Here is a 21,730-nt window from a genome sequence, read left to right on the forward strand (position 1 = left end):
TCGCCTGTACGATCCGTGGAAAGGAAGCGACAATGAGTGATATCGACAGCAAGGAATTCGTTCTTGCAGGCGTCGTCATGAAACGCCTGCTGTGCGGAGAACAGACCGCGGGGCAGTTCTGCCTCTTGGAGAACAAAAGCGGCGGAAACACGAGGACGCCGATCCATGTCCACGCCAAGGACGACGAGGCGGTTTACGTCATCGAAGGCGAGATGACCGCGGTGATCGACGGCCAGCCCCGGCGTCTGACCGTGGGCGAGAGCATCTTCCTGCCGCGCGGCATTCCGCACCAGCTTATGAACATAAGCGGCAATCCTTGCAGATACATCTTGATCGGGACTCCCGCCCTGTTCGACCGGTTTCTCGAGGAAAGTGGCCACGAATTCGACGGGACGAAGTGGTGGGGCCTCCGACACCCGAGGAGATCGAGCGTCTCCGCGAGGCTTCGCCAAGGTTCGGCATCACTTTGCTCCCGGATTGGCCATCGCCCCAGTGACGCAGTTATCCTGGGCATCAAGAAGTCGTTGACGCACGACCAATCCCCTCGCCTTCTTGCGGCGTGCTGGCCGCCACGCCGCGTTGGATCAATGGTGCGGATGCATGCACTGCCCGTGATCGGCAAGGACTTCGATCACCCGGCATTGGTCGACGCGGCCGTGGCCGCAACCTTCGACCATCATCTCCAGTTCGGCTTTCAGTGCCGTCAGGCTGCGTATCCGCTGCTCGACTTCGATCAAACGCGCCTTGGCGATGGCATCGGCCGAGGCACAGGATTGATGCGGATCATCCTGCAGGGCAAGAAGCGTGCGGATCGCATCGACTTCGAAGCCCAGTTCCCGAGCATGGCGGATGAAAGCCAGCCTGTGCAGATGCCACGGCTCGTACGAGCGCTGATTACCCTCGCTCCGGTCCGGTTCCGCAAGAAGCCCGATGCTTTCGTAATAGCGGATCGTCGGGACCTTCACGCCGCTTTGCCGGGCGGCTTCGCCGATCGTGATCTTTTTCATGATTTTCCTCTTGCACCTCTAGCCACTAGAGGATGTAGGAAAGGTGCCACGGTTTGACAAGGAAACGGATCATGGCAGCGGCGACACAGACGCGATACGCAGTCGGAGGTATGGATTGCGCGGCTTGCGCGACCAAGATCGATACCGCTGTGCGACGGATGCCTGGTGTCGAGGATGTCTCGGTTTCGGTGACCGCCGGGACAATGACCGTTCACCACGACCAGACCAGCAACCTTGCAGCCATCGAAAAGAAGGTGATGGGGCTCGGCTACACCGTTGCCCCGCTGGCGGGCAAGGCAGCATCCACGCCCTCCAAACATCCGCACGATCATGACCATCAGCACGGTCACGACGGCCATGACCATTCCGCCCATGACCACGCCGATCATGATCATCACGACCATGCCGAAAAAGAAATCGAGGGGCTGCACGGTCACGACCATGCCCCAATGAATGGCCCCTGGTGGGCCAGCAAAAAGGGTCGGCTGACGATCATGTCGGGCGCGGCATTGATCGCTGCCTATGCCGTCGGCCATCTCGTACCCTCAATCGCGCCCTACGCTTTCATCGTCGCCATGCTCGTCGGTCTCGTGCCGATCGCGCGGCGCGCCGTCATGGCGGCGTTGGCGGGCACGCCGTTTTCCATCGAGATGCTGATGACCATAGCAGCCGTCGGCGCAGTCATCATCAATGCCGGCGAAGAGGCGGCGACCGTCGTCTTCCTCTTCCTCGTCGGCGAGCTGCTGGAGGGCGTTGCCGCAGGAAAGGCGCGCGCCAGCATCCAATCGCTGACGACGCTGGTTCCGAAGACAGCGCTGGTGGAGGAGAACGGGCAGACCCGCGAGGTTCAGGCTGACAGCCTGGAAGTGGGTACGGTCATTCTCGTGCGCCCCGGTGACCGCATCGCCGCCGACGGCGTGATCATCGAAGGCGAGAGCGCCATCGACGAGGCGCCGGTCACCGGAGAGAGCACGCCCGTGCGCAAGAGCGTGGATGCCAAGGTCTTTGCAGGCACCATCAACACGGACGCCGTGCTGCGCGTCAAAGTCACCGCCGCTGCGGCCGACAACACGATTGCCCGTGTGGTGAAGCTGGTCGAAGAGGCGCAGGAATCCAAGGCCCCCACGGAGCGGTTCATCGACCGCTTCTCGCGCTACTATACGCCAGGCGTTGTCGCCGTCGCGGCACTGGTCGCGGTAACGCCGCCGCTGGCGACAGGGGCGAGCTGGCTGGAATGGATATACAAAGGTCTGGCCATCCTGCTCATCGGCTGCCCCTGCGCCCTCGTAATCTCGACCCCCGCCGCAATTGCGGCAGCTTTGTCCGCCGGCGCCCGCAGCGGCTTGCTGCTGAAGGGTGGTGCCGTTCTGGAGATCATGGGCAAGGTAACGACGGTCGCTTTCGACAAGACGGGCACCTTGACCGAAGGTAAGCCCAAGGTGACGGATATCGTCGGCTTCGGCCAAACCGAGGCGCAGGTGCTGTCACGAGCGGCCGCGCTCGAAAACGGCTCGAGCCATCCGCTTGCGGTTGCGATCCTGGAACGGGCGAAAGCTGATCATGTCCCGATGCCGCCTGCGGCCGAGGCCAGGGCCTTGCCGGGCAAGGGCGTCAGCGGCCGTGTCGGTGGCGAGACCATGTCGCTTCTCTCCCCACAGGCGGCGCGGGAGGTAGAGCCATTCTCCGCCGAACAGGACGCACGGGTCGAGGCTATGAACGACGAAGGCAAGAGCGTCTCCGCCCTTGTGATCGAGGGCAAGCTCGCCGGCCTAATCGGCATGCGCGACGAGCCCCGCGCCGATGCTCGCGCAGGGGTCGAAGCGCTCCGAACAGTCGGAATCGGTGCCGTCATGCTGACCGGCGACAATGCCCGCACGGCCAGTGCCATTGCGAAGGGCCTCGGCATTGAACCTCGCGCGCAGCTCCTGCCGGAGGACAAGCAGCGCATCGTGCGCGAACTGCAGGCGCAAAAGCAGATCGTCGCCAAGGTCGGCGATGGGATCAACGACGCGCCCGCGTTGGCGGCCGCCGACGTTGGCATCGCCATGGGCGGCGGCACCGACGTCGCGCTGGAAACAGCGGATGCGGCGGCGCTCCACGGTCGCGTGACCGACGTCGCCAACATGGTCGTGCTGTCCCGGACGACGATGACCAACATCTGCCAGAACATCACCATGGCGCTCGGCCTCAAGGCGGTATTCCTGGTGACCACGATCGTCGGCATCACCGGTCTCTGGCCGGCGATCCTGGCCGATACCGGCGCAACGGTGCTGGTCACCGCGAATGCAATGAGACTGCTGAGATGGAAAGGCGCGTTCATCGCAAGATAGACGGTGGCCGGACGGCTTCCCCCAATTCCTCTAGACTCTTCGTTTTCGCGGCAGCTCGGATCATGGCCAGAATAGATAGGGATCAAACCCAGCCACGTCCTGCAGTCTCGCTACGCGCAGCCATTGCCGTCGTTTAATCTTCGTTGAAAAGCCACTTGCCGGATTTGAACCCGGCAACATGTAAATGAGCGTTAAGCCGTCAACCTTGATCGGCGGGCGGTTCATCCTGAACACTCATCCTGCCGACCTCAATCCCGGCTGCATTCAACGATACCCCTGAGCGGAAGCAACGGCTCATGACGTCTTCGACCGTGGGCGCGAAACAAGGAGACCCCTGATGTCTATGACTGCTGCAGAATTCATGGCCTCGGCGCTCGATCTGGCGGGCGTCAAAAGGATCTATGGTGTTGTCGGCGACTCCCTCAATGGCTTCACGGACGCCCTGCGCCGGATGAAGACGATCGAGTGGGTCCATGTGCGGCATGAAGAAGGTGGAGCATTCGCAGCGGCGGCCGAAGCGCATTTGACAGGAGAGCTGGCAGTCTGTTGCGGTAGCTGCGGTCCCGGCAACCTTCATCTTATCAACGGGCTCTTCGATGCCCATCGAAGCGGTGTTCCCGTGCTGGCGATTGCGGCTCATATTCCCAGCACCGAAATTGGGATCGACTATTTTCAGGCGACGCATCCCGAGAGCCTTTTCAAGGAATGCAGCCACTATGTCGAGTTGGTTTCAAGTCCCAATCAGCTACCGCAAATCCTTTCGCGCGCGATTCGAGTCGCCGTTGCGAAGAAAGGTGTCGCGGTCGTCGTCATACCAGGCGACGTCGCGCTGAAGCCCATTTCTGCGAAAGTTCCGGCTTGGCTCGTGCCGAGCAAGCCCGTCCTGCGGCCGAATAGTGACGATATCGCAGCGCTGGCAGCGATGTTGAACGGCGCAACGAAAGTGACGTTGATGTGTGGCGCCGGATGCAACGGGGCTCATTCCGAGGTCATCGAATTGGCGCGCCGCCTGAAAGCTCCCATCGTGCACACTTTACGCGGAAAAGAACACATCGAATACGACAATCCTTACGACGTCGGCATGACCGGGCTGGTGGGCTTTGCGTCCGGCTTCAACGCGATGAAGGATTGCGAAACGCTGCTGCTTCTCGGGACGGATTTCCCTTATCGCCAGTTCTATCCCGAGAATGCGAAAATCGCGCAGGTCGACGTGCGTCCGGAAGCCCTTGGCAATCGATGCGCTCTTGACCTCGGAGTTCTCGGTGACGTCAAATCGACGCTCGAAATCCTGATACCGCAGATCGACGAGCAACAGGATCAAGACCATCTCGACGCTTGCCTCGCCGATTACGAGAATGCCCGCCGAGGCTTGGACAGGCTGGCGGAGTCCGATCCAGACAGCCAGACGATCCATCCTCAATATGTCACGCGTCTGGTGAGCGAGCTGGCGAATGACGATGCGATCTTCACCTGCGACGTCGGCACGCCAATCGCCTGGACGGCCCGCTACCTCAAGATGAACGGCAAGCGACGGCTGGTGGGATCGTTCAATCACGGCTCGATGGCCAACGCCATGCTGCATGCCATCGGCGCGCAGGCCAGCTTCCCCGACCGCCAGGTGATCTCCATGTCCGGCGATGGCGGCTTCACCATGATGATGGGGGATTTCATCACGCTGTCGCAGATCGGTCTTCCGGTGAAAGTGATCCTCCTCAACAACGGCACGCTTGGTTTCGTCGAGCTGGAAATGAAGGCTGGCGGTTTTGTCGATGTGGGATGCGATCTCGACAATCCGAACTTTGCCGCGATGGCAGAAGCGATGGGAGTAAAGGGAATCCGGGTCGAAAAGCCTCAGGATCTGAAGGCGGCGCTGTCCGAAGCCCTGGCCCACAACGGTCCGGTTCTCGTGGACGTTGTGAGCGCTCGCCAGGAGCTGGTGATGCCGCCGAAGACGACGGTCGGCGAAGCCTACCACTTCGGCGTGTTCATGATGAAGGCCGTCCTCGACGGGCGATGCAACGAGCTGATCGACCTTGCCAAGGTGAACCTTTCACGCTGAGGATAAAGCCGTGTTCCCGAAAGGCATGGCGAAGGTGGAGGTGTTCGTATCAGCGACGATTTTCGATGAATCATGAGGCTGAAAAGCTGCGACAGGCCGCGCGACACATGGCATAAGGGCGCCGAATCTTTTTCGGGCCTCGCGTAAAAAACATGATTCGTATTGAAAATATCAGCAAGCAGAACAGCCATCGCATTCTCTTCATCGAGGCGTCCGCGGCGCTTAATAGAGGCGAGAGCGTCGGGCTCGTCGGTCCGAACGGCGCCGGCAAGACGACGCTTTTCCGGATGATCACGGGACAGGAGCAGCCCGATGAAGGACAAGTGTCCGTCGATAAGGGCGTCACCATCGGCTACTTCAATCAGGATGTCGGTGAAATGGAGGGGCGTAGCGCCGTCTCCGAGGTCATGGAGGGCGCCGGGCCGGTGAGCGTCGTTGCCGCCGAATTGCGGGAGCTCGAAGCGGCCATGGTCGATCCCGACCAGGCCGACGACATGGACCGGATCATAGAGCGCTACGGCGAAGTGCAGGCGCGCTACGAGGAGCTGGACGGCTACGCCCTCGAAGGACGCGCCCGCGAAGTTCTAGCAGGCCTGAGCTTCAGCGAGGAGATGATGGACGGCGACGTCGGCGCGCTGTCGGGCGGCTGGAAGATGCGCGTCGCACTCGCCCGCATTCTCCTCATGCGCCCCGATGTCATGCTTCTCGACGAGCCGAGCAACCATCTGGATCTGGAAAGCCTCATCTGGCTGGAAGAATTCCTGAAGGGTTACGAGGGCGCATTGCTGATGACCTCGCACGACCGCGAGTTCATGAACCGCATCGTCACCAAGATCATCGAAATCGACGGTGGTTCATTGGCGAGCTATTCGGGCGACTATGCATTTTACGAACAGCAGCGGGCGCAGAACGAGAAGCAGCAGCAGGCTCAGTTCGAGCGCCAACAAGCCATGCTGGCCAAGGAAATCAAATTCATCGAGCGTTTCAAAGCGCGCGCATCGCATGCCTCGCAAGTGCAGAGCCGCGTGAAGAAGCTGGAGAAGATCGACCGGGTGGAACCGCCGAAACGTCGCCAGACGGTTGCCTTCGAATTTCAGCCGGCACCGCGTTCGGGCGAAGACGTGGTCAACCTGAAGAGCGTGCACAAGAAGTATGGCAGTCGCATCATCTATGAAGGACTGGACTTCATGGTGCGGCGGCGGGAGCGCTGGTGCATCATGGGTATCAACGGCGCCGGCAAGTCCACTTTGCTGAAGCTGGTGGCGGGCTCGACACAGCCGGATGAAGGCAGCGTCGCTCTGGGTGCCAGCGTAAAGATGGGGTATTTCGCCCAGCATGCCATGGACTTGCTGGATGGCGAACGCACCGTCTTCCAGTCGCTCGAACACGAGTTCCCCCAGGCGGGACAAGGCTCATTGCGCGCTCTGGCCGGGTGCTTTGGCTTCTCCGGCGATGATGTCGAGAAGAAGTGCCGGGTGCTGTCAGGCGGCGAGAAGGCGCGGCTCGTCATGGCGATGATGCTCTTTGATCCGCCAAATCTTCTCGTGCTGGACGAGCCTACGAACCATCTGGACCTCGACACGAAGGAAATGCTCATCAAGGCCCTGTCGCAATACGAAGGCACCATGCTGTTCGTCTCGCACGACCGGCATTTCCTGGCAGCGTTGTCCAACCGCGTGCTGGAATTGACGCCCGAAGGCATTCACCAATATGGCGGCGGCTACACCGAATACGTGGCACGCACCGGCCATGAGGCTCCCGGCCTGCGGAGTTGAGCCGCAATGGCCCCGGTGGCGTGAGATGACACGTTCTCTCATGCCATCGGGACGGAGTTCAAACGAGAGCATCGCCAAGATGCACGAGCAGCTTGTCCGCCAGCTCTTTCGCGCCGCCATTCGTCGGGTGCAGCTCATCGAACCATTGGCCAGCGCCCAGCGTTCCGCGGAAGTCGATGTAGGTTACGAATTCATAGTGATGAGCGATCAGGGCCAGGCGCTCATTGAATTGATCGATTATGTAGCGAACGATCGCCCGGCAAAGCTCACCATATGGGCGCGGATAGAGACCACGGCGCTCGAAATGCTGACCCAGGAATACGCCATGCTCGATCGGCCGCGCATAGTCGTATCCGTGCACGAACAGCTTGGTTTGCGGCGAATTCTTCGCCACCTGCGTGACGATCTGCCGGTATTGAGCCTCGACCGCATCCAACTGTTCGAAGAACAGGCGGCGCACGTAAAACGACGCGTGCTCCGGGTCCGGAAATCTGGCATCGAACAGGTTCAGGCACTGCTCGAGGTTGGTGCCCAGAACGTCGTTTCCACCGGCCGAAAACAAAAGGACTTTCGTCTTCTTGTCCTTCAAATAAGGGATATATTCTCCCTTGCTGATCATCTGCTCCAGCGTATCCCCCCAATGCGCCAGATTATCGATCGGCACCTTCCTGGCGACGTAGTACAGCATCGCATTCTGATAGATGCGGGGAAGCCGAAACCAGGAATCTCCTTCGGCGACATGTAGGACGCTGCCTCTGGCGGTCGCGCGCCGCGCCAACGGCTTTTCGGAGGCATCCATGGCCAGGCCGTGACCGGCGGTCGCCGCTGCGGCTTCCAATCCGGTGACGTCCACGGTGTCGTAATTGATCCGAAAACGCGGATTGAAAGGGGTCGACTCGTTGGCATCGAGCACGAAATATCGCCGCAGCTCCGCCTCGCTCAGCCTTTCACTTTGGGCACGCTTTACGAGATCGGAATAGGAAATTTTCTCCGGCATCGGCACACCTCACGTAGATAGCGTGTTAATGCTCAAGAATGCAACCAATACCATCAACAACAGTAAATTGCATACGGATTATTTTAGGGATAGATAATTTAACATCCAATTATTCCAACTCACTATCGGAAGTATCGGAATATCGAGGGTCAAGGCGCTCAATGAACGCTGACGGGGAGTGCCGTTGCATCATTGACGACGGCAACGGGCGTAGTCCTGCCGCGCACCCGGATTTCGATACGTCGCCGGGATTCCACGGCACCCGCCTGCCCCGCGGTGATCGTATCGCCGGGCAGGATCAGTTGGGCGGCCGACATTGGCAGGATGGTGACATTCTTCAGCTTCGGATTGGCTTTCAGAACATTGGCGACGGCGATTGCCCGCGCCAGACCTAAACCGGCATTATCCGCAGGCTCGACGGCCGATATCGGCAGCTTGCCATCCATCGCCCCGATCAGCGTATCGTCGAGGTTCGAGCTTCCTCGCGATACGCGTTGCTCGTCCGTGTGGCCGATCACCTCGACAATATCGGCGTCGTAGAGGCTGAGATTGCTGGCAATCTCATTCGAGATCGTGGTGTCGAGCATCCGTTCAAAGGTCTTGGTCAATTCGGCGCTGCCCGACTGGAAATAATTCTTCTTGGCGTCGTCGAGATTGATGATCGGCGGCCAATCATGGGCGCCTTTTCCAGTGCCGTCCCCTGCTAGCAGCTTGCTCACCTCGTCGGGTGCTTTGGCGAGATCGACTCCATGCTGCTTCAGCACTTCCGCGACTTTGGCAAGCTCCTGCAAATCCTCCGGCTTCGTGCCGTCCGCACCCATGCTGTCCAACGTCTGCCGCGCCAGCACCAGCTCGCGCCATTCCTTTTGCAGCGTCGCACGGTCCGCCGCCGAGAGATCACCGGAAATCAGCTTCGATTGCAGTTGCACGATGAGCGAGGCCTGCTCGGATTGTTTCTTTTCCAGCAGCGCAAGCCGCCGCTCGGCCTCATAACGGTGGTTCCTCTCCGCGGAAATCATGGCCGCAGCGACCAGCAGCAGGCAGAAGACCAGCAGCAGCATGGATTCGGCCATGGTCAGGCCGAGGATGAGGCCACGATTGTAGCCCTTATGCTCCAGCTTCGGCGTAGTGTCCGAGACGCGGATCACCATAGACGCCACCGGCGTTTGCGCCGAGCCGTATCAACCGGCGGCTCGTTTTCGTTGGCCGAATTGGTTGCGATTGCCTCCGAGAGCGGCTTATCGTCCATGGGTTCATTTTGGTGGGCGGACCGTTTTTCCGCCTGCGGCACCCATAGGGGATCTACCTGTTTTAGTTCAGGCGAAAACGATCGACCCGGCAAATCCGCCATGTGGCTCAGGGTCTGTTCGATATTCCTCAGGGGCTGCAGTTGCGCCTCCGCCATCTCCCTGATGGCGGCGATAGCCGGGGCCAGCTCGGCGCGGACAACGTCTTCTGGGGAGCGGATCTCTTCGAGTTTCTTGCCGACGGTTTCGACGGCCGTGCCGAATTTCCCGATGATCTCGGACAGTTGCGACGTCGTTTCCGTCAGTTGCGCTGACGCCTCACTGATGGGTTTGACCGCCTGCTTCGCCAAAACCTCCAGGATCTTCTGAATTTCCTCGCCGTTTCGTTCTGCCTGACGCGCGATCTCTTCAAAACCTTCCGATAGCATCTGATTGCTGACACGCCGGTAGTGAGAGAATTCACGCGACGACGAGTCCAGTTCCGTGCGCACGCGCCGCGTCATCTCGGCCAGCTCGTGGCGGACGCTGCGCTCGATGTCGATGGGATCGCGCCGCATCTGGTTGAAGAGAATGCGCAGCGTCACACCGGCGATGGTGGAGGTGACGGCAATGCCGAAATTGCGGACGATCGTCTCGATCGACGTCTCGCCCGCGAAGAGGTAGAGAGATACGCCGAGGCTCGACAGGGTGAAGAGAAAGCCCATGTAGTAGAGATTGTCGCCTGCCTGCTCGTTGTGCAGGCGAAAACCGGCGAAAGCCAGCGAGATCACGAAGTAGATCGCCATCAACAGCAGCGGCACACCCGTGACGATCGGCAGCGGCCAGTCCAGAAGCTTCGACGTCCAGATGAAGATCATGCCGCCGATGGTAACCAGCGCAAAGAGGGCCATCGGCCCATAGTCGCGCATGGCTAACCTTGCCTCAACGTTGGCCATCAGCGTATCCCCTCCAATCGGACGAAGCCGTCGAAATAGCCATTATTACTCTTGATCCACTGCGCCCAGAAATTTGCAAGATCCTCCATACTGAACTTCATGTTCGGCCTTTGAAAGGCGAGGATCTTGATCATGACACCATCCAGTGACGTCCGGAATTTGTCCCGCGCGGGGCTCTGCTGGAATTTCTGGTAGGAGGCGCCGTCGCGGTAGTTCGAGAAGGCGTCGGTGTGCTCGACCATGTCGGAGGCGATGTAGAGATGTTTCGGAATGTCGGCAGCGCTCGCGAAGACCTCCAGATTGATCTTCTGGATGCCGGCCATGATCGGCGATTGCTTGCCCGCCTCGCCGACGTTCAGCTTGCCTGCAATATTCTGGAGCGGCTTTGCGAAGCCCTTTTCCCAGCGCGCCTGCGCCAGGCGCGGATTGCTGGTCCATTCATCCACATTGGCGCCGCTCCCCGGGTTGCAGCCGTGGAAGGTCTGTATAAGCTCGCCCTCCTTCTCCGTCAGGGCATAGATGTCGATCTCACCGCCGATGGGCACATCGGCAACGATCTTCTGGAACTGATTGCGCAGGTCGAGCGCCGTCGTGTCCGAGATCGGATCGGTAACATCGAGCAGGATCGCCGTTTCCGCCTTTGGGCCGTCCACTGGGCAGAGCGAAGCCTGGTCCACCGCTACATTGCCGCTTGCCTTGTAGCGCAGCCAGCCGTAGCCGCCGACAATACCGAGGGACAGAACGGCGAGGCAAACCGTCGCGATGATAAGACCGGCCGAGCTGCCGCCTCGGCTACGCCGCTTGCGTCGTGCCAATGGTGCTCTCCGGGAAAAGATTGTCGAGCTGGTGATATTTCTCGATAGCGCTTTCGAACTCGTCGCCGATCCGTTTGATCTGCTGAGTCAACTCGGCCTGCGCACTCTGGATCCGCTCGCCGAGCACCTTGTCATCCCAGTCCTCGTCGGTGTGCAGGACCGGCATCAGCCGCACAAGCTGATAGTGGGATGCGAAGTAAGGCGGCTCCGGCTCCGTACGCGCACTTCTGTTCGCCTCGCGATAGATGGTCAGAAGCGTGTTGGCAGTGCGTTCGAGATGATTTTGGTGTTCGGCGAAGAGGCCCGCCGTTCTGGCGCGATGAGCAATGATGGCGGCGGTCTCCTGCCGACGCATGCTGAGATCGCGGATAATCTCTTCGATCTTGCCATTGTGTTCGTCGCGGATATCCCGGAGATCGTCAATCAGATCGAGCTTGCGGTCGATGTAATTGCTCCTCGCCGCATCCAGGCGCTTCTGCACGCCGGCGAATCCAGGATAGGGATCGGTCAGGTAACAGCCGTCGATGAACGCAAATAGCGAGAACATCAGGCCGACAGCAAACAACATCCAGGAATTCAGCTCCTGTAGACCCAGCGGCGCAGTCTTCAGCCGCTGCATCACCTCCGTCCCGGCACCGGTGAGAATGGTTGCCGACACTTCGCGGTAATGCGCCAGCGCGATGTTGATCGCGAGCGCCACGACGACGTAGGCGACCAAGCCGAGCAGACCGAGCAGCTTCAGGAAAAACGACCTATGCACCAGGAAACGGACGCAGAAGAAGGAAAACATCAGCGCCGCGCCGATGTTCAGGAAGGCGAACGCCGCCGCTTCCGTGACACCGCCGACAATCCCCTGCTCGCTTCCCTTGGCAAGGAAGCTGCCGTTCATCACCATCTCGGTGAGGATGAGGAAGAGGATCAGCGCGACCTTGAAGCTCCAGGCCGCCTTGCTGGACACCTTCGCGGCGCGTTGCAGCCTGTGCCGGGACTTGAAATCCACCATCTCGTCCTCGGCGGTCTTCAGATTGCGGCGCAGGCCGTGCAACTCGTCGACGCCGCTCGCAACCTCCGCCTTGAAATCGGAAATACTGGAGGCATTCGCTTGCCGGATCAGCCCGAACTGCCCCTCGAAATCGAGGTTGCGCAGGCGGCTGTCGAAAGTCTGGAATTGGTCTTCGAGAACCTGATAGGAGCTCTTCTTCTCGGCCTCGACCCAGGCGATGACCCGCTGCTCGGTCTCATCGAAGGACTGGGCGCTTTGCCCCGGCCGATTGAGCCCGCCGTTGGCCGCGCCCTTCTCCTTCAGGCTGAGCGTGGTGCTCAGCTGCTCGACATCGACAACGGGAAATACGTCGGTAGAGGCCCGATAATCATGGCTGGTCTCCCGAACGGTCTCCCAGAGGCGGTTTAAGGCTTCGAATCGCAATGATCTTCCTCGGCGACACATCAACTTTAAAAGGACCACCGAAAAACCGATACCGCAATGGTTGTTTCTGGTCCAGCGTTGCCGCCAAGGTTAAGATGCGATTGTGGTAAAGAATAGCCCGAGCGGACGATGTCCGGCTCGAACCCCATACTCGTTCTGAAAGGGCAGAAGTGCCCATCGAAGGGCACTTCGGTTCTCGCGTTCTTTAGCCGTCGAAATGGCCCGAAAACGCGGAATCCGCCGCCTTGACCGTAACGGCCAGATCGACACCCTTGACGATGGATGCACCGCTCGCCCGGAGATCGGCAACAGCCTTGAGTGTCCCTGCCTTGGGTGGATGGAGGGGCGTCACGCTCCTCGCGCTGAGATCGACCACCCACAGCCCCTCTTCGCCTTTAATGCCGATAACAACAACCTTTGTCATGCCGATATCCCTTCGTTACGGTTGACTTGAAAACTGTTTCCTAAAAGCCTGCTTTCTTTAGACCTTCTCGATATATGTCCTTGTGCCATTGCTCTTTGATCGGCACGACGGACAACCATTTGTCGACATCAAAGTCGGGATTGCTTTCGCGAGCCCTATGAACGAAGAAGCCCGCCTTCTCTTTATCGCCCAGCATCGCCCAACTTGCGGCCGAAAGCCTGTCCGCCAAACTGCCGTCGGCCATTTTATTGATATAACTCAACGTGGCATCGAACTCACCGAGGGCATAATTGGCTCCCGCGGCGGTCCAGAGATAGGAGTCCGGGCTCAAAGGGTTCAACTCGATGGCGCGCTCGATCTTGCGCAAAGCGAGGCCCGGACGCGACCAATGGGTCAGTGTATCGGCGTGGTCGGCGATGACATCGGCATAGTGGGGGCTGAGCGTTTCGGCCAATTCCAGCGCTTCGACGCTTTCGTCGATCGCCCCTTGCAGCACCTTTGCGACACCAAGCTCGCGATAGCCGTCGGCCATGTTGTGCCGAGCCGCAATCGCCTGCATCGCATATTTTTCGGCCGCCTTCAGCAGCTCAACATCGCCGCGTGCCGTCAGCAACCATTCTTTCGAATAGGTTCGGGCGATCGAACTCAGCGCCAAAGCAAAGTTTTGGCTTTCCTCAAGCGAGGCTATCAGCTCCTTGCGCGCCCGCTGCAAGTTCGGCAGCGTCAGACGGTTGAGATATCGGCGTCCCATGAGATAGCGGTGATAAGCCGTTGGTTTTTCCTCGAAATGCGACCGCATCATTTCGTGGCGCTCGATCTGGCTCGCTACGGACAGCGCGATGCGCCGGGAAATATCCCGTCTTTGATGCACGAGGGACGACAATTCCAGGCTGAAGCGCTCCGCCCAGACGATTTCACTGCTGGCAAACTCTATCAGTTGCGAAAACAACGACATCTCGCCGTCTTGTCCGCTTAGTCGTGTGTCCAGAACATACGCGATGTCATGCCGCTCGAATGTCACGAGCGGATCCTCGTTTTTTTGCCGGCTGATCTGAACGGCGGTATAGGGGGCAATCACCTGCAGGCTGTTCAGCGCGCAGAAGCCGATGGTGATATCTTCGATAAGAGACTCCGCAATCATCGCCCCACTGCTTTTGCGGCTGTAATTGCTGGGCGGGAGTAAGACGAGACGCGGTATTTTGATCTTCGGCGCCGTCTGGGCCTCTGTCTTGAACATCGGCATCGAACCGGGCTCGCGAACTTGTTCCAGAACCGGAGAGGATTTGGCCCTCAGCCGCGACCACGAAGCCAGAAGCTCGCCACGCCCCTCAAATATCTGCCGAAAATACTCCACCTCCCCGGCGGCGTCGAAGATCTTCAGGAGCATCCGGTGGATATCCGCATCTTCTGGATCGGCGCTGAAGATCAGCAGAGCTGCCTCCTTTACAAGCGCGATCTCTTCCTTCGCGACCGCCCTTGCCGCGGCAATGGTCAAGGTCTCCTTCAGAAGGCCGGCATGCCCGTCTTTCTGGGCCCGCAGCCAGCGGCGAAAAATCGGGCTTTGGCAATTGGCTCCCGCCAAGAACTCGGATTCCATCGTCTCCACCAGCTGCGCCAGCTTTGAAAGTGGCTCATCGGTGCCATCAATGAACGACATATCCGAAGCGAGCGACGACGGTTCAAGCTCGATCACGGTTTCGGTGAAGCGGAGGAATTGCACACCCAATTCGGCCTGACGACTCTTTATTCTCGAAACCAGCTTGCGGAGGTTGACCTGCGCACTGCCGTTATCATCATGTCCCCAAAGGAACTGCGCGATGGTGCTGCGAAGTTCTCGCTCCATCGAACCCGCCAACAGATAGCCGAGGATCAACAGGCCTTTCTCCGGAAAAGCGACATCATGACCGTCGCTGTCCAGAAGCTTCAAACCGCCGAATGTGCGCAGCGAAAACGTCATCAAGTCCCGAAATCCGTAGAGGCGAGGTTCGTAGACAACTCAACCGGGTCTAGTACCGGATTAGGCGTATTTGGGCTTGGGCTCGGTCATGAAATAGGCTGAACGTCCCTCGTCCCCATTAATGTGAACGAAGGCCGGGCGAATTTCAACTCAAACTGCAATCCACAGGCGACATAAGTGTTCCATCCCGACACACGGCAAGATAGTGAGAGTTCATCGGCGGAGCGTGACATCGAGCGGATCCTGATTTGGCCACTTTTGCCGGTTGAGCCACGACGAAAGGGGGCAAATTTTTGTGATCGCCTCGATAAACTGCTAGCCAAATCATGGAGATGACCTAACTTGCTCCGATCGCTACAGACCCGGAGATCAAGGCCATGGCATCCCCCTCACTCAAAACCATCTGTATCTACGGCGCAGGCGCGCTTGGTGGCGCAATTGCGGCAAAACTGGCTTTAGGACTGAGGGAGCAGGCAACCGTTTCAGTCGTCGCACGCGGCGCGCATCTGGAAGGCATTCGCACGCATGGCATGCGTGTCTGGGAGGCCGGAGCAGCCAGCCCGCTGGTGGCAAAGGTGAAGGCAACCGACAATGCGGAGGAACTGCCGCCGCAGGACCTGGTGATAACAGGGCTCAAGGGCCACCAGCTCGGTGCAGCAGTACCCGGTCTCGCCAAACTACTGCATGCCGGCACGCGAGTCGTGATGGTCCTGAATGGCATACCCTGGTGGTATTTTCATCGGGATGAACAAAGCGGCCATGCCGAACGCCAGATGGAGGAGCTTGATCCGAACGGCGATCTCTGGCGGTTGATCGGGCCTGAGCGCGTCATCGGCTGCGTTGCCTACCAGGGCGCCGAAGTCATCAATCCCGGCGAGATCAAGCTCAGCAACAATGGCCGTTTCGTCCTCGGCGAACCCTCCGGCGAAGCGACTGGCGACATCGAAGCGATCGCGGGCCTGCTGGAGCGAGCCGATATCAACGTCTCGGTCTCGCCGCGCATCCGTGATGAGATCTGGAGCAAGCTGATGGGCAATGCTGCCTTCAATCCGATCAGCGCGCTGACACGCGCACTGCTGTCCGACATCATGGGCAATCCTACCCTGTCGGCTATGGTCGGCCAGGTGATGAACGAAGTGAAAGCGGTTGCGGAAGCCCTGGGCTCGCGTCTGGCGATTTCGGTCGAAGAACGCCTCGAACGCTCCCGCCAGATCGGCCCGGTACGCACCTCTATGCTGCAGGATCTATTGGCCGGCAAGGCGCTGGAAATCACGCCGCTGGTCGGCATGGTCGTCTCGCTCGGTAAATTGATAGGTGTTGCAACGCCGACCTCGGCAACAATCCTGGCGCTGGTGACGCAGTTGGACGGAGAGAACTTGCGAGCGGCGGGATAGCCAAAACCCTTCTTCCCGCACTACGGAGGGAAGTGGCCGAGAGCTGTTGAGCAAAGCAATATGGCGATCTGTCGAATGCTTTCTCGGATCGACTTCGAGCATCGTCGGTACTGACTTCTTCCCCTCTCCCGTTTGTGCGGGCGAGGAAGCCACTCCGTCGGCATCTTTATATCTCCCCTATTTCTTCGCCTTCCGCCTCGAATGGATTTCCTATGCCGCTCGGCACTACCGTGGAAATCGAATGCAGAGGTAGATGCCATGCTTGACACACATTCCCCCAATCTCACCGAGGCTATCCGCTTTCTTGTGCGCGACAGCGACGAAAGACACGATCGCATCGCCGCTTCTGCCTTAGCTGGCAAAGCCCAGCGGAAACTTCGGCTCCGCAACCGGCAGATCCGTGAAAAGCGCACGTTCTATGCGATGTTCGCCTTCGGGCTGTTGCTCGGCGGCCTCGAGCTTTTCATTGTGCTGCACTATCTCTGAGCGGCCAGAAGATCATGATGAGACCGGCCTTACAAAGGCGTGTCGGTGGCGCGATCACCGCGTTGGTCACGCCGTTTCGCGACGGCGCGATCGATACCGTCGGCTTGATGGCACATGTTGAATGGCAATTGCTGAACAGCGTTGACGGGTTGCTGGCCTGCTCTTTGATCGGTGAGGGACCTGTGCTCACGGAGCCCGAGCGAGCGCGGATCATCGATATCTGCGTCGAGTTGGCGGGAGGCCAGGTCCCAGTTGTCGTCGCCACCGGCACCAACGACACGGCGACGACGATCGAGGAGACGCGGCAGGCCCAGAAACTCGGCGCGGATGCCGCCTTCGTCACACTTCCCTATTATTCCAAGCCAAGTCAGAAGGGTCTGGTCCATCACTTCCAGCGGCTGGCCGACAGCACCGACCTGCCGCTGATCATCCATAACCTGCCCGCTCATACAGCCATCGACCTGATGCCGGCGACGATCGCGCGTTTGGCGGAAATCCCGACCATAATCGGCATTGCCGACGGCAGCGGCGATGTCGGCCGTGTCGGCGCTTGGCGTCCTTTGCTGCCGGAACGGATCGGGCTCTACACGACCCATGACGCAACCGCGCTCGCCTTCACCATCGCCGGCGGACGGGGTGCGTTTTCGAGCGCTGCCAACATCGTGCCGCGGCTTTTTCATTCCATGCAGCTATCGGCCGGATGCGACCACGTGGCGACAGCGCGACTGATCGACGACCGGCTGCGGCCGCTGTTCAAGGCGCTCGCGTGTGAAACAGAACCGGCAACGGTTAAGCATGCCCTGTCTCTGCTGAAGGGCATGAGCCCTGAAGTGCGTTTGCCGCTGACCGGCGTCGAAGCCGAGACGGATGCGGCGATCCAGGTGGCGGTGGCCTCGCTTCAACTGGACTTTCATAGCCGCGCGCCCTTGCCTTCGACTTTCAGCCTGGGATTATAAAAGCTCTCTATCCCTATGAGATTTTTATATTTTAGCCTTTCCTGCCAAATGGAAATCATACCGCATCATCCATAGATTTATCTGCGTGGCGCTTACATCGATTCAAATCGACAGCGCCGGTGACACTTGGAAAGGAACTATGATGTCACGCTACATGCAATTCGGCGCTGCCGCCGACCCGCTCCAACGCCCTCGGGCTGCTGCCCTTGCCAGGGCGAAGCGGCCGACCTCTTCGAATGCTCTAAAAAACGGCCTTCTCGCCATCGCCCCGCGCCTGGCGCTGGTCTTCTTGGCCGCTGCCGTCATCCAAGTGCTGATGCACTGGGCTGGCAACTGAGCATATCGAAGCGATCTACGAGGGAAAAAATATGGCAAACGCACAGCATATCCAGCGCCGCACGGCGCACATCGCAGCCAATCCGGCACCTGCCCGTTTCATCATCGGGCGCGATCGTCGCGGCACCTGGATCGTTCAAGACCGGCAGGGCTTGGTTGGCGGCCTGTTCGCTAATGAAGAGGCCGCGCTGCATTTCGCAGCGGAAGAATGCAACTATAACCCCGCCGATATCTGCCGCGCCCCTGAGGGGTCGGTGCTCGACCTCGACGGCTTCGCAATGCCGTCCTCAAACCTGCATTAAGACGTAGCAATTCAAAACACCCTTCGACCGCCTCACGCACCCGGCCCAACGCTTCTTTAACCCGCCCTTGGGTAAAATGACGGCCGGGTGCCATCAGAAGTGAAAGAGCAATGTCGAAGCCTGCCTTCCGTTATAGCCACTACGATCTCAACGAACAGCGTGCCGGTACCGTGATCGAAATCACGCTATCGGCCATCGCCAATGTCCGGTTAATGAACAGCTCGAATTTCGAGCGCTTTACGGAAACCTTGAAGCACCAGTTCCTCGGCGGCGTCGCCAAAAAATCGCCGATCCGACTGGCCATTCCGGAGGCCGGCCATTGGCATCTCGTGGTGGACATGGAAGGCCATAACGGCCTGGCGGAATCGAGCGTCAAGATGATCGACAAGACCTCCGCGCCGCGCATACAGAAGGCCGCCTTGGAAAACGTCACCAACAGGTGATGTTCAGACTACCGTTCACCGCGCTCCTTGCGCAGTTTCGCCCACCAGTCCAGCCGCTTGCGGATTTCACGCTCGAAACCGCGTTCCGGCGGATCATAGAAGGTCTGGCGGCCCATCTTCTCCGGAAAATAATTCTGGCCTGAAAAGGCATCCGGCTCGTCGTGATCATAGCGATAACCGTCGCCGTAACCCTCCGTGCGCATCAGCTTCGTCGGCGCATTGAGGATATGCTTGGGCGGCAACAGCGATCCGTTTTGCTTGGCAGCCTGCGTGGCAGCCTTGAAGGCAGTATAGACGGCGTTCGACTTCGGAGCGGTGGCAAGATAGACGCAGGCCTCGGCCAGAGCCAATTCACCTTCCGGTGACCCCAGATAATCGTAAGCGTCCTTGGCGGCGTTGCAGATGACCAGCGCCTGCGGATCGGCAAGCCCGATATCCTCGACCGCCATCCGCACCAGCCGCCGTCCAAGATAAAGCGGGTCTTCGCCGGCATCGAACATGCGCGCAAGATAGTAGAGCGCCGCGTCGGGATCGGAGCCGCGCACCGACTTATGCAGCGCCGAAATCAGATTGTAGTGGCCGTCCTGCGCCTTGTCGTAGACCGGCGCACGGCGCTGCACGATCTTGATGAGCGCATCGGGATCGAAGAGTTCGTCCTTGCGTGCGGCGCGCCAAACTTCTTCGGCCAGCGTCAGCACCGAGCGGCCATCACCATCCGCCATGCGGATCAGGCTGGCGCGGGCATCCTCCGTCAATGGCAGCGGCCGGCCTTCAGCCATTTCGGCGCGGCGCAGCAACTCTTCGAGGCTTTCCTCGTCATGCGAGCGAAACGTCAGGACGCGTGCGCGAGACAGGAGCGCGGCGTTGAGCTCGAAAGATGGATTCTCGGTCGTGGCGCCGACCAGGATGACGGTGCCATCTTCCATGACCGGCAGGAAGCTATCCTGCTGGGCGCGGTTGAAGCGATGGATCTCGTCGACGAAAAGAAGTGTCTGGCGGCCATCCATGCGGCGCAGACGCGCCGTTTCGAACACCTTTTTGAGGTCTGCAACGCCGGAGAAAATTGCTGAAATCTGCTCGAAGGCTAGACCCGCCTCGCCCGACAACAACCGCGCCACCGTCGTCTTGCCGGTGCCGGGCGGACCCCAGAAGATCATCGAGCCTAGAGAGCCGGACTCTATCATCCGTCTCAGCGCACCGTCCTCGCCCGTCAGATGTGGCTGCCCGGTGACATCGGCCAGCGTTTGCGGCCGCAGACGATCGGCGAGAGGTCGCCTATTGGCGATCTCTTCCGGTATCCGCGGTGCAAACAGGTCATCACTCATCGGAAAAACTGCCGAATGCGCTGTCCGTCGCGCTCGATTTCAACGCGCCAGAAGCTTGGATTGCCGCTAACGGTCTGCTGTAGCACATCTGTCGATGTGATTGCTGTGCCATTCACGGAAATAACAATATCCTTCGGCGCGAATCCCAGGCGATCGGCCGGAGAATCGGCCTTCAGGTTCTCCACAACGACACCGGCGGTATCCGGCGGCAGGTGCAATTCGTCGGCCACGCGCGGCGAAAGATTGGCAACCGTGGCACCCGAGAAGGGATTGTTGCCCTGGATCAGCTTTTCATTTCGCGGCGTCGATTCAGGCGCGGATGCAAGCGTCATGCTATCCTCATGCGCCTTGCCGTTGTCGAGCACGGTTAAGGAAACCGTGGCTCCAAGGCCCGCCGTCGTCAGGCGGTATCCCAAGGCATCTGGATGCTCAACCGGAATATTGTTGACAGCGGTGACGACCTCACCCGCCTTCAAACCTGCCTTCGCCGCCGGCCCGCCATCGACCACCTTGGTCACGAGTGCGCCGCGCACCTTGTCGAGGCCGAGCGCTTCAGCGACATCAGAAGTCACCGGCTCGAAGGACGCGCCGATATACGGACGATCGAAGGTCTTGTCACCGCGATCCGATGCGGCAAGGAAGACCTTGACCAGATTAGCCGGGATCGCGAAGCCGATGCCGTTCGAGCCACCGCTCTGCGAGAAGATCGCCGTGTTGAGGCCGATGAGTTCGCCAGCCATGTTCATCAGCGCGCCACCGGAGTTGCCGGGATTGATCGAAGCATCAGTCTGAATGAAGAAGCCGACCTCATTCTTCACCTGATTGCGGGCCAGAGCCGAGACTATGCCACTTGTGACAGTCTGCCCGACACCGAAGGGATTGCCGATCGCCAGCACGAGATCGCCGACTTCCACCGCATCGGAATTGGCGATGGGCAGGATTGGGAAGGTTTCGTTCTTGGATTGAATCTTCAGTACCGCAAGATCGACCCTGTCGTCCTTCAGCACCACCGTGCAGGGGAATTCGCGGCCATCAGACAAGGCGATCTTGATGTCGTCAGCGCCGTCGATGACGTGGTTGTTGGTGATCACGGTACCGTTCGCCTCGACAATGACGCCAGAGCCAAGCGATGCCTGCTTTTCCGTGCGGTTCGGCATGCGTTGACCGAAGAACTGCTCGAAGAACGGATCGCCTGCGAAGGGGGACCGCTGCTGCACCAGCCGCTCAGCATAAACATTGACCACAGCGCCGGCCGTCTGCTTGACCAGCGGCGCGAACGAAAGCTGCATTTGCATCTGGCTCTGAGGCACCGACTTCGCAGTCTGCGCCTCAGCGGAAAGCGGCATCGTCATGATGAGGGCAATCATCGAAACGGCGGTGCGCTTCAGCAGGACCTGCATGGAATTTTCCTTTTTTAATGCTCTTGAAACAAGGTTGTAGCGTCCGACGCTAGAAAGAAAAGAGGGCGGAAGCATGAACCAAAAATGGTTGTCCGCGCTCGCGAAAAACAGGCAAG

At 59.5% G+C, this 21,730-nt stretch carries 19 protein-coding genes and 1 pseudogene; 10 read left to right on the plus strand and 10 right to left on the minus strand.

From position 1 onward, the window contains the following. Positions 1 to 212: 212 nt before the first annotated feature. A pseudogene (locus FHT86_RS38850) lies at positions 213 to 389 on the plus strand (cupin domain-containing protein); the annotation flags it as partial. Between the two features lie 195 nt (positions 390 to 584). On the opposite strand, the gene FHT86_RS08460 reads toward FHT86_RS38850, so the two are convergent. Further along, on the minus strand, positions 585 to 1,007 hold the full coding sequence (locus FHT86_RS08460) for a helix-turn-helix domain-containing protein (RefSeq protein WP_133706393.1): 423 nt from the start codon (positions 1,005 to 1,007) through the stop codon (positions 585 to 587). 71 nt (positions 1,008 to 1,078) lie between these two features. Here FHT86_RS08460 and FHT86_RS08465 point away from each other — a divergent pair, with 71 nt between their 5' ends. The 3 genes from FHT86_RS08465 (at position 1,079) to FHT86_RS08475 (ending at position 7,171) form a co-directional block, all read left to right on the plus strand. Further along, the gene (locus FHT86_RS08465) at positions 1,079 to 3,337 is read left to right on the plus strand and encodes a heavy metal translocating P-type ATPase (protein ID WP_133706394.1); all 2,259 of its coding nucleotides are present in this window, start codon (positions 1,079 to 1,081) and stop codon (positions 3,335 to 3,337) included. A 337-nt stretch (positions 3,338 to 3,674) separates the two neighbouring features. After that, entirely contained in the window at positions 3,675 to 5,396 is a 1,722-nt protein-coding gene (gene poxB, locus FHT86_RS08470; protein ID WP_133706395.1) for a ubiquinone-dependent pyruvate dehydrogenase, read from the plus strand. 152 nt (positions 5,397 to 5,548) lie between these two features. After that, complete coding sequence (locus FHT86_RS08475; protein WP_133706396.1) at positions 5,549 to 7,171, plus strand: ABC-F family ATP-binding cassette domain-containing protein; 1,623 nt, start codon at positions 5,549 to 5,551, stop codon at positions 7,169 to 7,171. Positions 7,172 to 7,229: 58 nt separating this feature from the next. On the opposite strand, the gene FHT86_RS08480 is transcribed toward FHT86_RS08475, so the two are convergent. The 7 genes from FHT86_RS08480 to FHT86_RS08510 all read right to left on the minus strand — a co-directional run bounded on the left by FHT86_RS08480 (position 7,230) and on the right by FHT86_RS08510 (position 14,972). After that, positions 7,230 to 8,168: an SGNH/GDSL hydrolase family protein gene (locus tag FHT86_RS08480; RefSeq protein ID WP_133706397.1), complete on the minus strand. Its 939-nt coding sequence runs from the start codon at positions 8,166 to 8,168 to the stop codon at positions 7,230 to 7,232. A gap of 158 nt (positions 8,169 to 8,326) precedes the next feature. Further along, positions 8,327 to 9,319 (minus strand): OmpA family protein, encoded by a 993-nt coding sequence (locus tag FHT86_RS08485; RefSeq protein ID WP_133706398.1) that lies wholly within the window; start codon positions 9,317 to 9,319, stop codon positions 8,327 to 8,329. Next, positions 9,313 to 10,350: a hypothetical protein gene (locus FHT86_RS08490; protein ID WP_133706399.1), complete on the minus strand. Its 1,038-nt coding sequence runs from the start codon at positions 10,348 to 10,350 to the stop codon at positions 9,313 to 9,315. Before FHT86_RS08490 ends, FHT86_RS08485 begins: the two co-directional genes overlap by 7 nt. Further along, entirely contained in the window at positions 10,350 to 11,165 is an 816-nt protein-coding gene (locus FHT86_RS08495; RefSeq protein WP_133706400.1) for a hypothetical protein, read from the minus strand. Before FHT86_RS08495 ends, FHT86_RS08490 begins: the two co-directional genes overlap by 1 nt. Continuing rightward, entirely contained in the window at positions 11,143 to 12,591 is a 1,449-nt protein-coding gene (locus FHT86_RS08500; protein WP_133706401.1) for a hypothetical protein, read from the minus strand. Before FHT86_RS08500 ends, FHT86_RS08495 begins: the two co-directional genes overlap by 23 nt. 205 nt (positions 12,592 to 12,796) lie before the next feature. Continuing rightward, positions 12,797 to 13,015 carry a hypothetical protein gene (locus tag FHT86_RS08505; protein ID WP_133706402.1) on the minus strand — a complete coding sequence of 73 codons (219 nt, stop codon included), beginning with the start codon at positions 13,013 to 13,015 and terminating at the stop codon, positions 12,797 to 12,799. 40 nt (positions 13,016 to 13,055) lie between these two features. Continuing rightward, a complete protein-coding gene (locus tag FHT86_RS08510; RefSeq protein WP_133706403.1) occupies positions 13,056 to 14,972 on the minus strand; it encodes a hypothetical protein in 1,917 nt (638 codons plus the stop codon). Positions 14,973 to 15,349: 377 nt separating this feature from the next. Between FHT86_RS08510 and FHT86_RS08515 the strand changes: the two genes are divergently transcribed. From FHT86_RS08515 to FHT86_RS08540, 6 genes are all read left to right on the plus strand, one after another. Beyond that, entirely contained in the window at positions 15,350 to 16,366 is a 1,017-nt protein-coding gene (locus FHT86_RS08515) for a ketopantoate reductase family protein (RefSeq protein WP_133706404.1), read from the plus strand. Positions 16,367 to 16,624: 258 nt separating this feature from the next. Beyond that, complete coding sequence (locus FHT86_RS08520) at positions 16,625 to 16,852, plus strand: hypothetical protein (RefSeq protein ID WP_133706405.1); 228 nt, start codon at positions 16,625 to 16,627, stop codon at positions 16,850 to 16,852. Positions 16,853 to 16,866: 14 nt separating this feature from the next. After that, positions 16,867 to 17,808: a 4-hydroxy-tetrahydrodipicolinate synthase gene (dapA, locus tag FHT86_RS08525; RefSeq protein ID WP_133706406.1), complete on the plus strand. Its 942-nt coding sequence runs from the start codon at positions 16,867 to 16,869 to the stop codon at positions 17,806 to 17,808. Positions 17,809 to 17,947: 139 nt separating this feature from the next. Then, positions 17,948 to 18,145, plus strand: a complete 198-nt coding sequence (locus tag FHT86_RS08530) for a hypothetical protein (protein WP_133706407.1) — start codon at positions 17,948 to 17,950, stop codon at positions 18,143 to 18,145. Between the two features lie 31 nt (positions 18,146 to 18,176). Continuing rightward, complete coding sequence (locus FHT86_RS08535) at positions 18,177 to 18,446, plus strand: hypothetical protein (RefSeq protein WP_133706408.1); 270 nt, start codon at positions 18,177 to 18,179, stop codon at positions 18,444 to 18,446. 110 nt (positions 18,447 to 18,556) lie between these two features. Then, on the plus strand, positions 18,557 to 18,889 hold the full coding sequence (locus tag FHT86_RS08540) for a DUF1883 domain-containing protein (RefSeq protein WP_133706409.1): 333 nt from the start codon (positions 18,557 to 18,559) through the stop codon (positions 18,887 to 18,889). An 8-nt stretch (positions 18,890 to 18,897) separates the two neighbouring features. On the opposite strand, the gene FHT86_RS08545 is transcribed toward FHT86_RS08540, so the two are convergent. Together FHT86_RS08545 and FHT86_RS08550 are read right to left on the minus strand one after the other, a co-directional pair. Beyond that, the gene (locus tag FHT86_RS08545) at positions 18,898 to 20,214 is read right to left on the minus strand and encodes a replication-associated recombination protein A (protein ID WP_133706410.1); all 1,317 of its coding nucleotides are present in this window, start codon (positions 20,212 to 20,214) and stop codon (positions 18,898 to 18,900) included. Continuing rightward, positions 20,211 to 21,614 (minus strand): DegQ family serine endoprotease, encoded by a 1,404-nt coding sequence (locus tag FHT86_RS08550; protein ID WP_133706411.1) that lies wholly within the window; start codon positions 21,612 to 21,614, stop codon positions 20,211 to 20,213. Before FHT86_RS08550 ends, FHT86_RS08545 begins: the two co-directional genes overlap by 4 nt. Between the last annotated feature and the right edge of the window lie 116 nt (positions 21,615 to 21,730).

It is taken from the genome of Rhizobium sp. BK313 (genome assembly GCF_014193655.1).
Classification (GTDB): domain Bacteria; phylum Pseudomonadota; class Alphaproteobacteria; order Rhizobiales; family Rhizobiaceae; genus Rhizobium.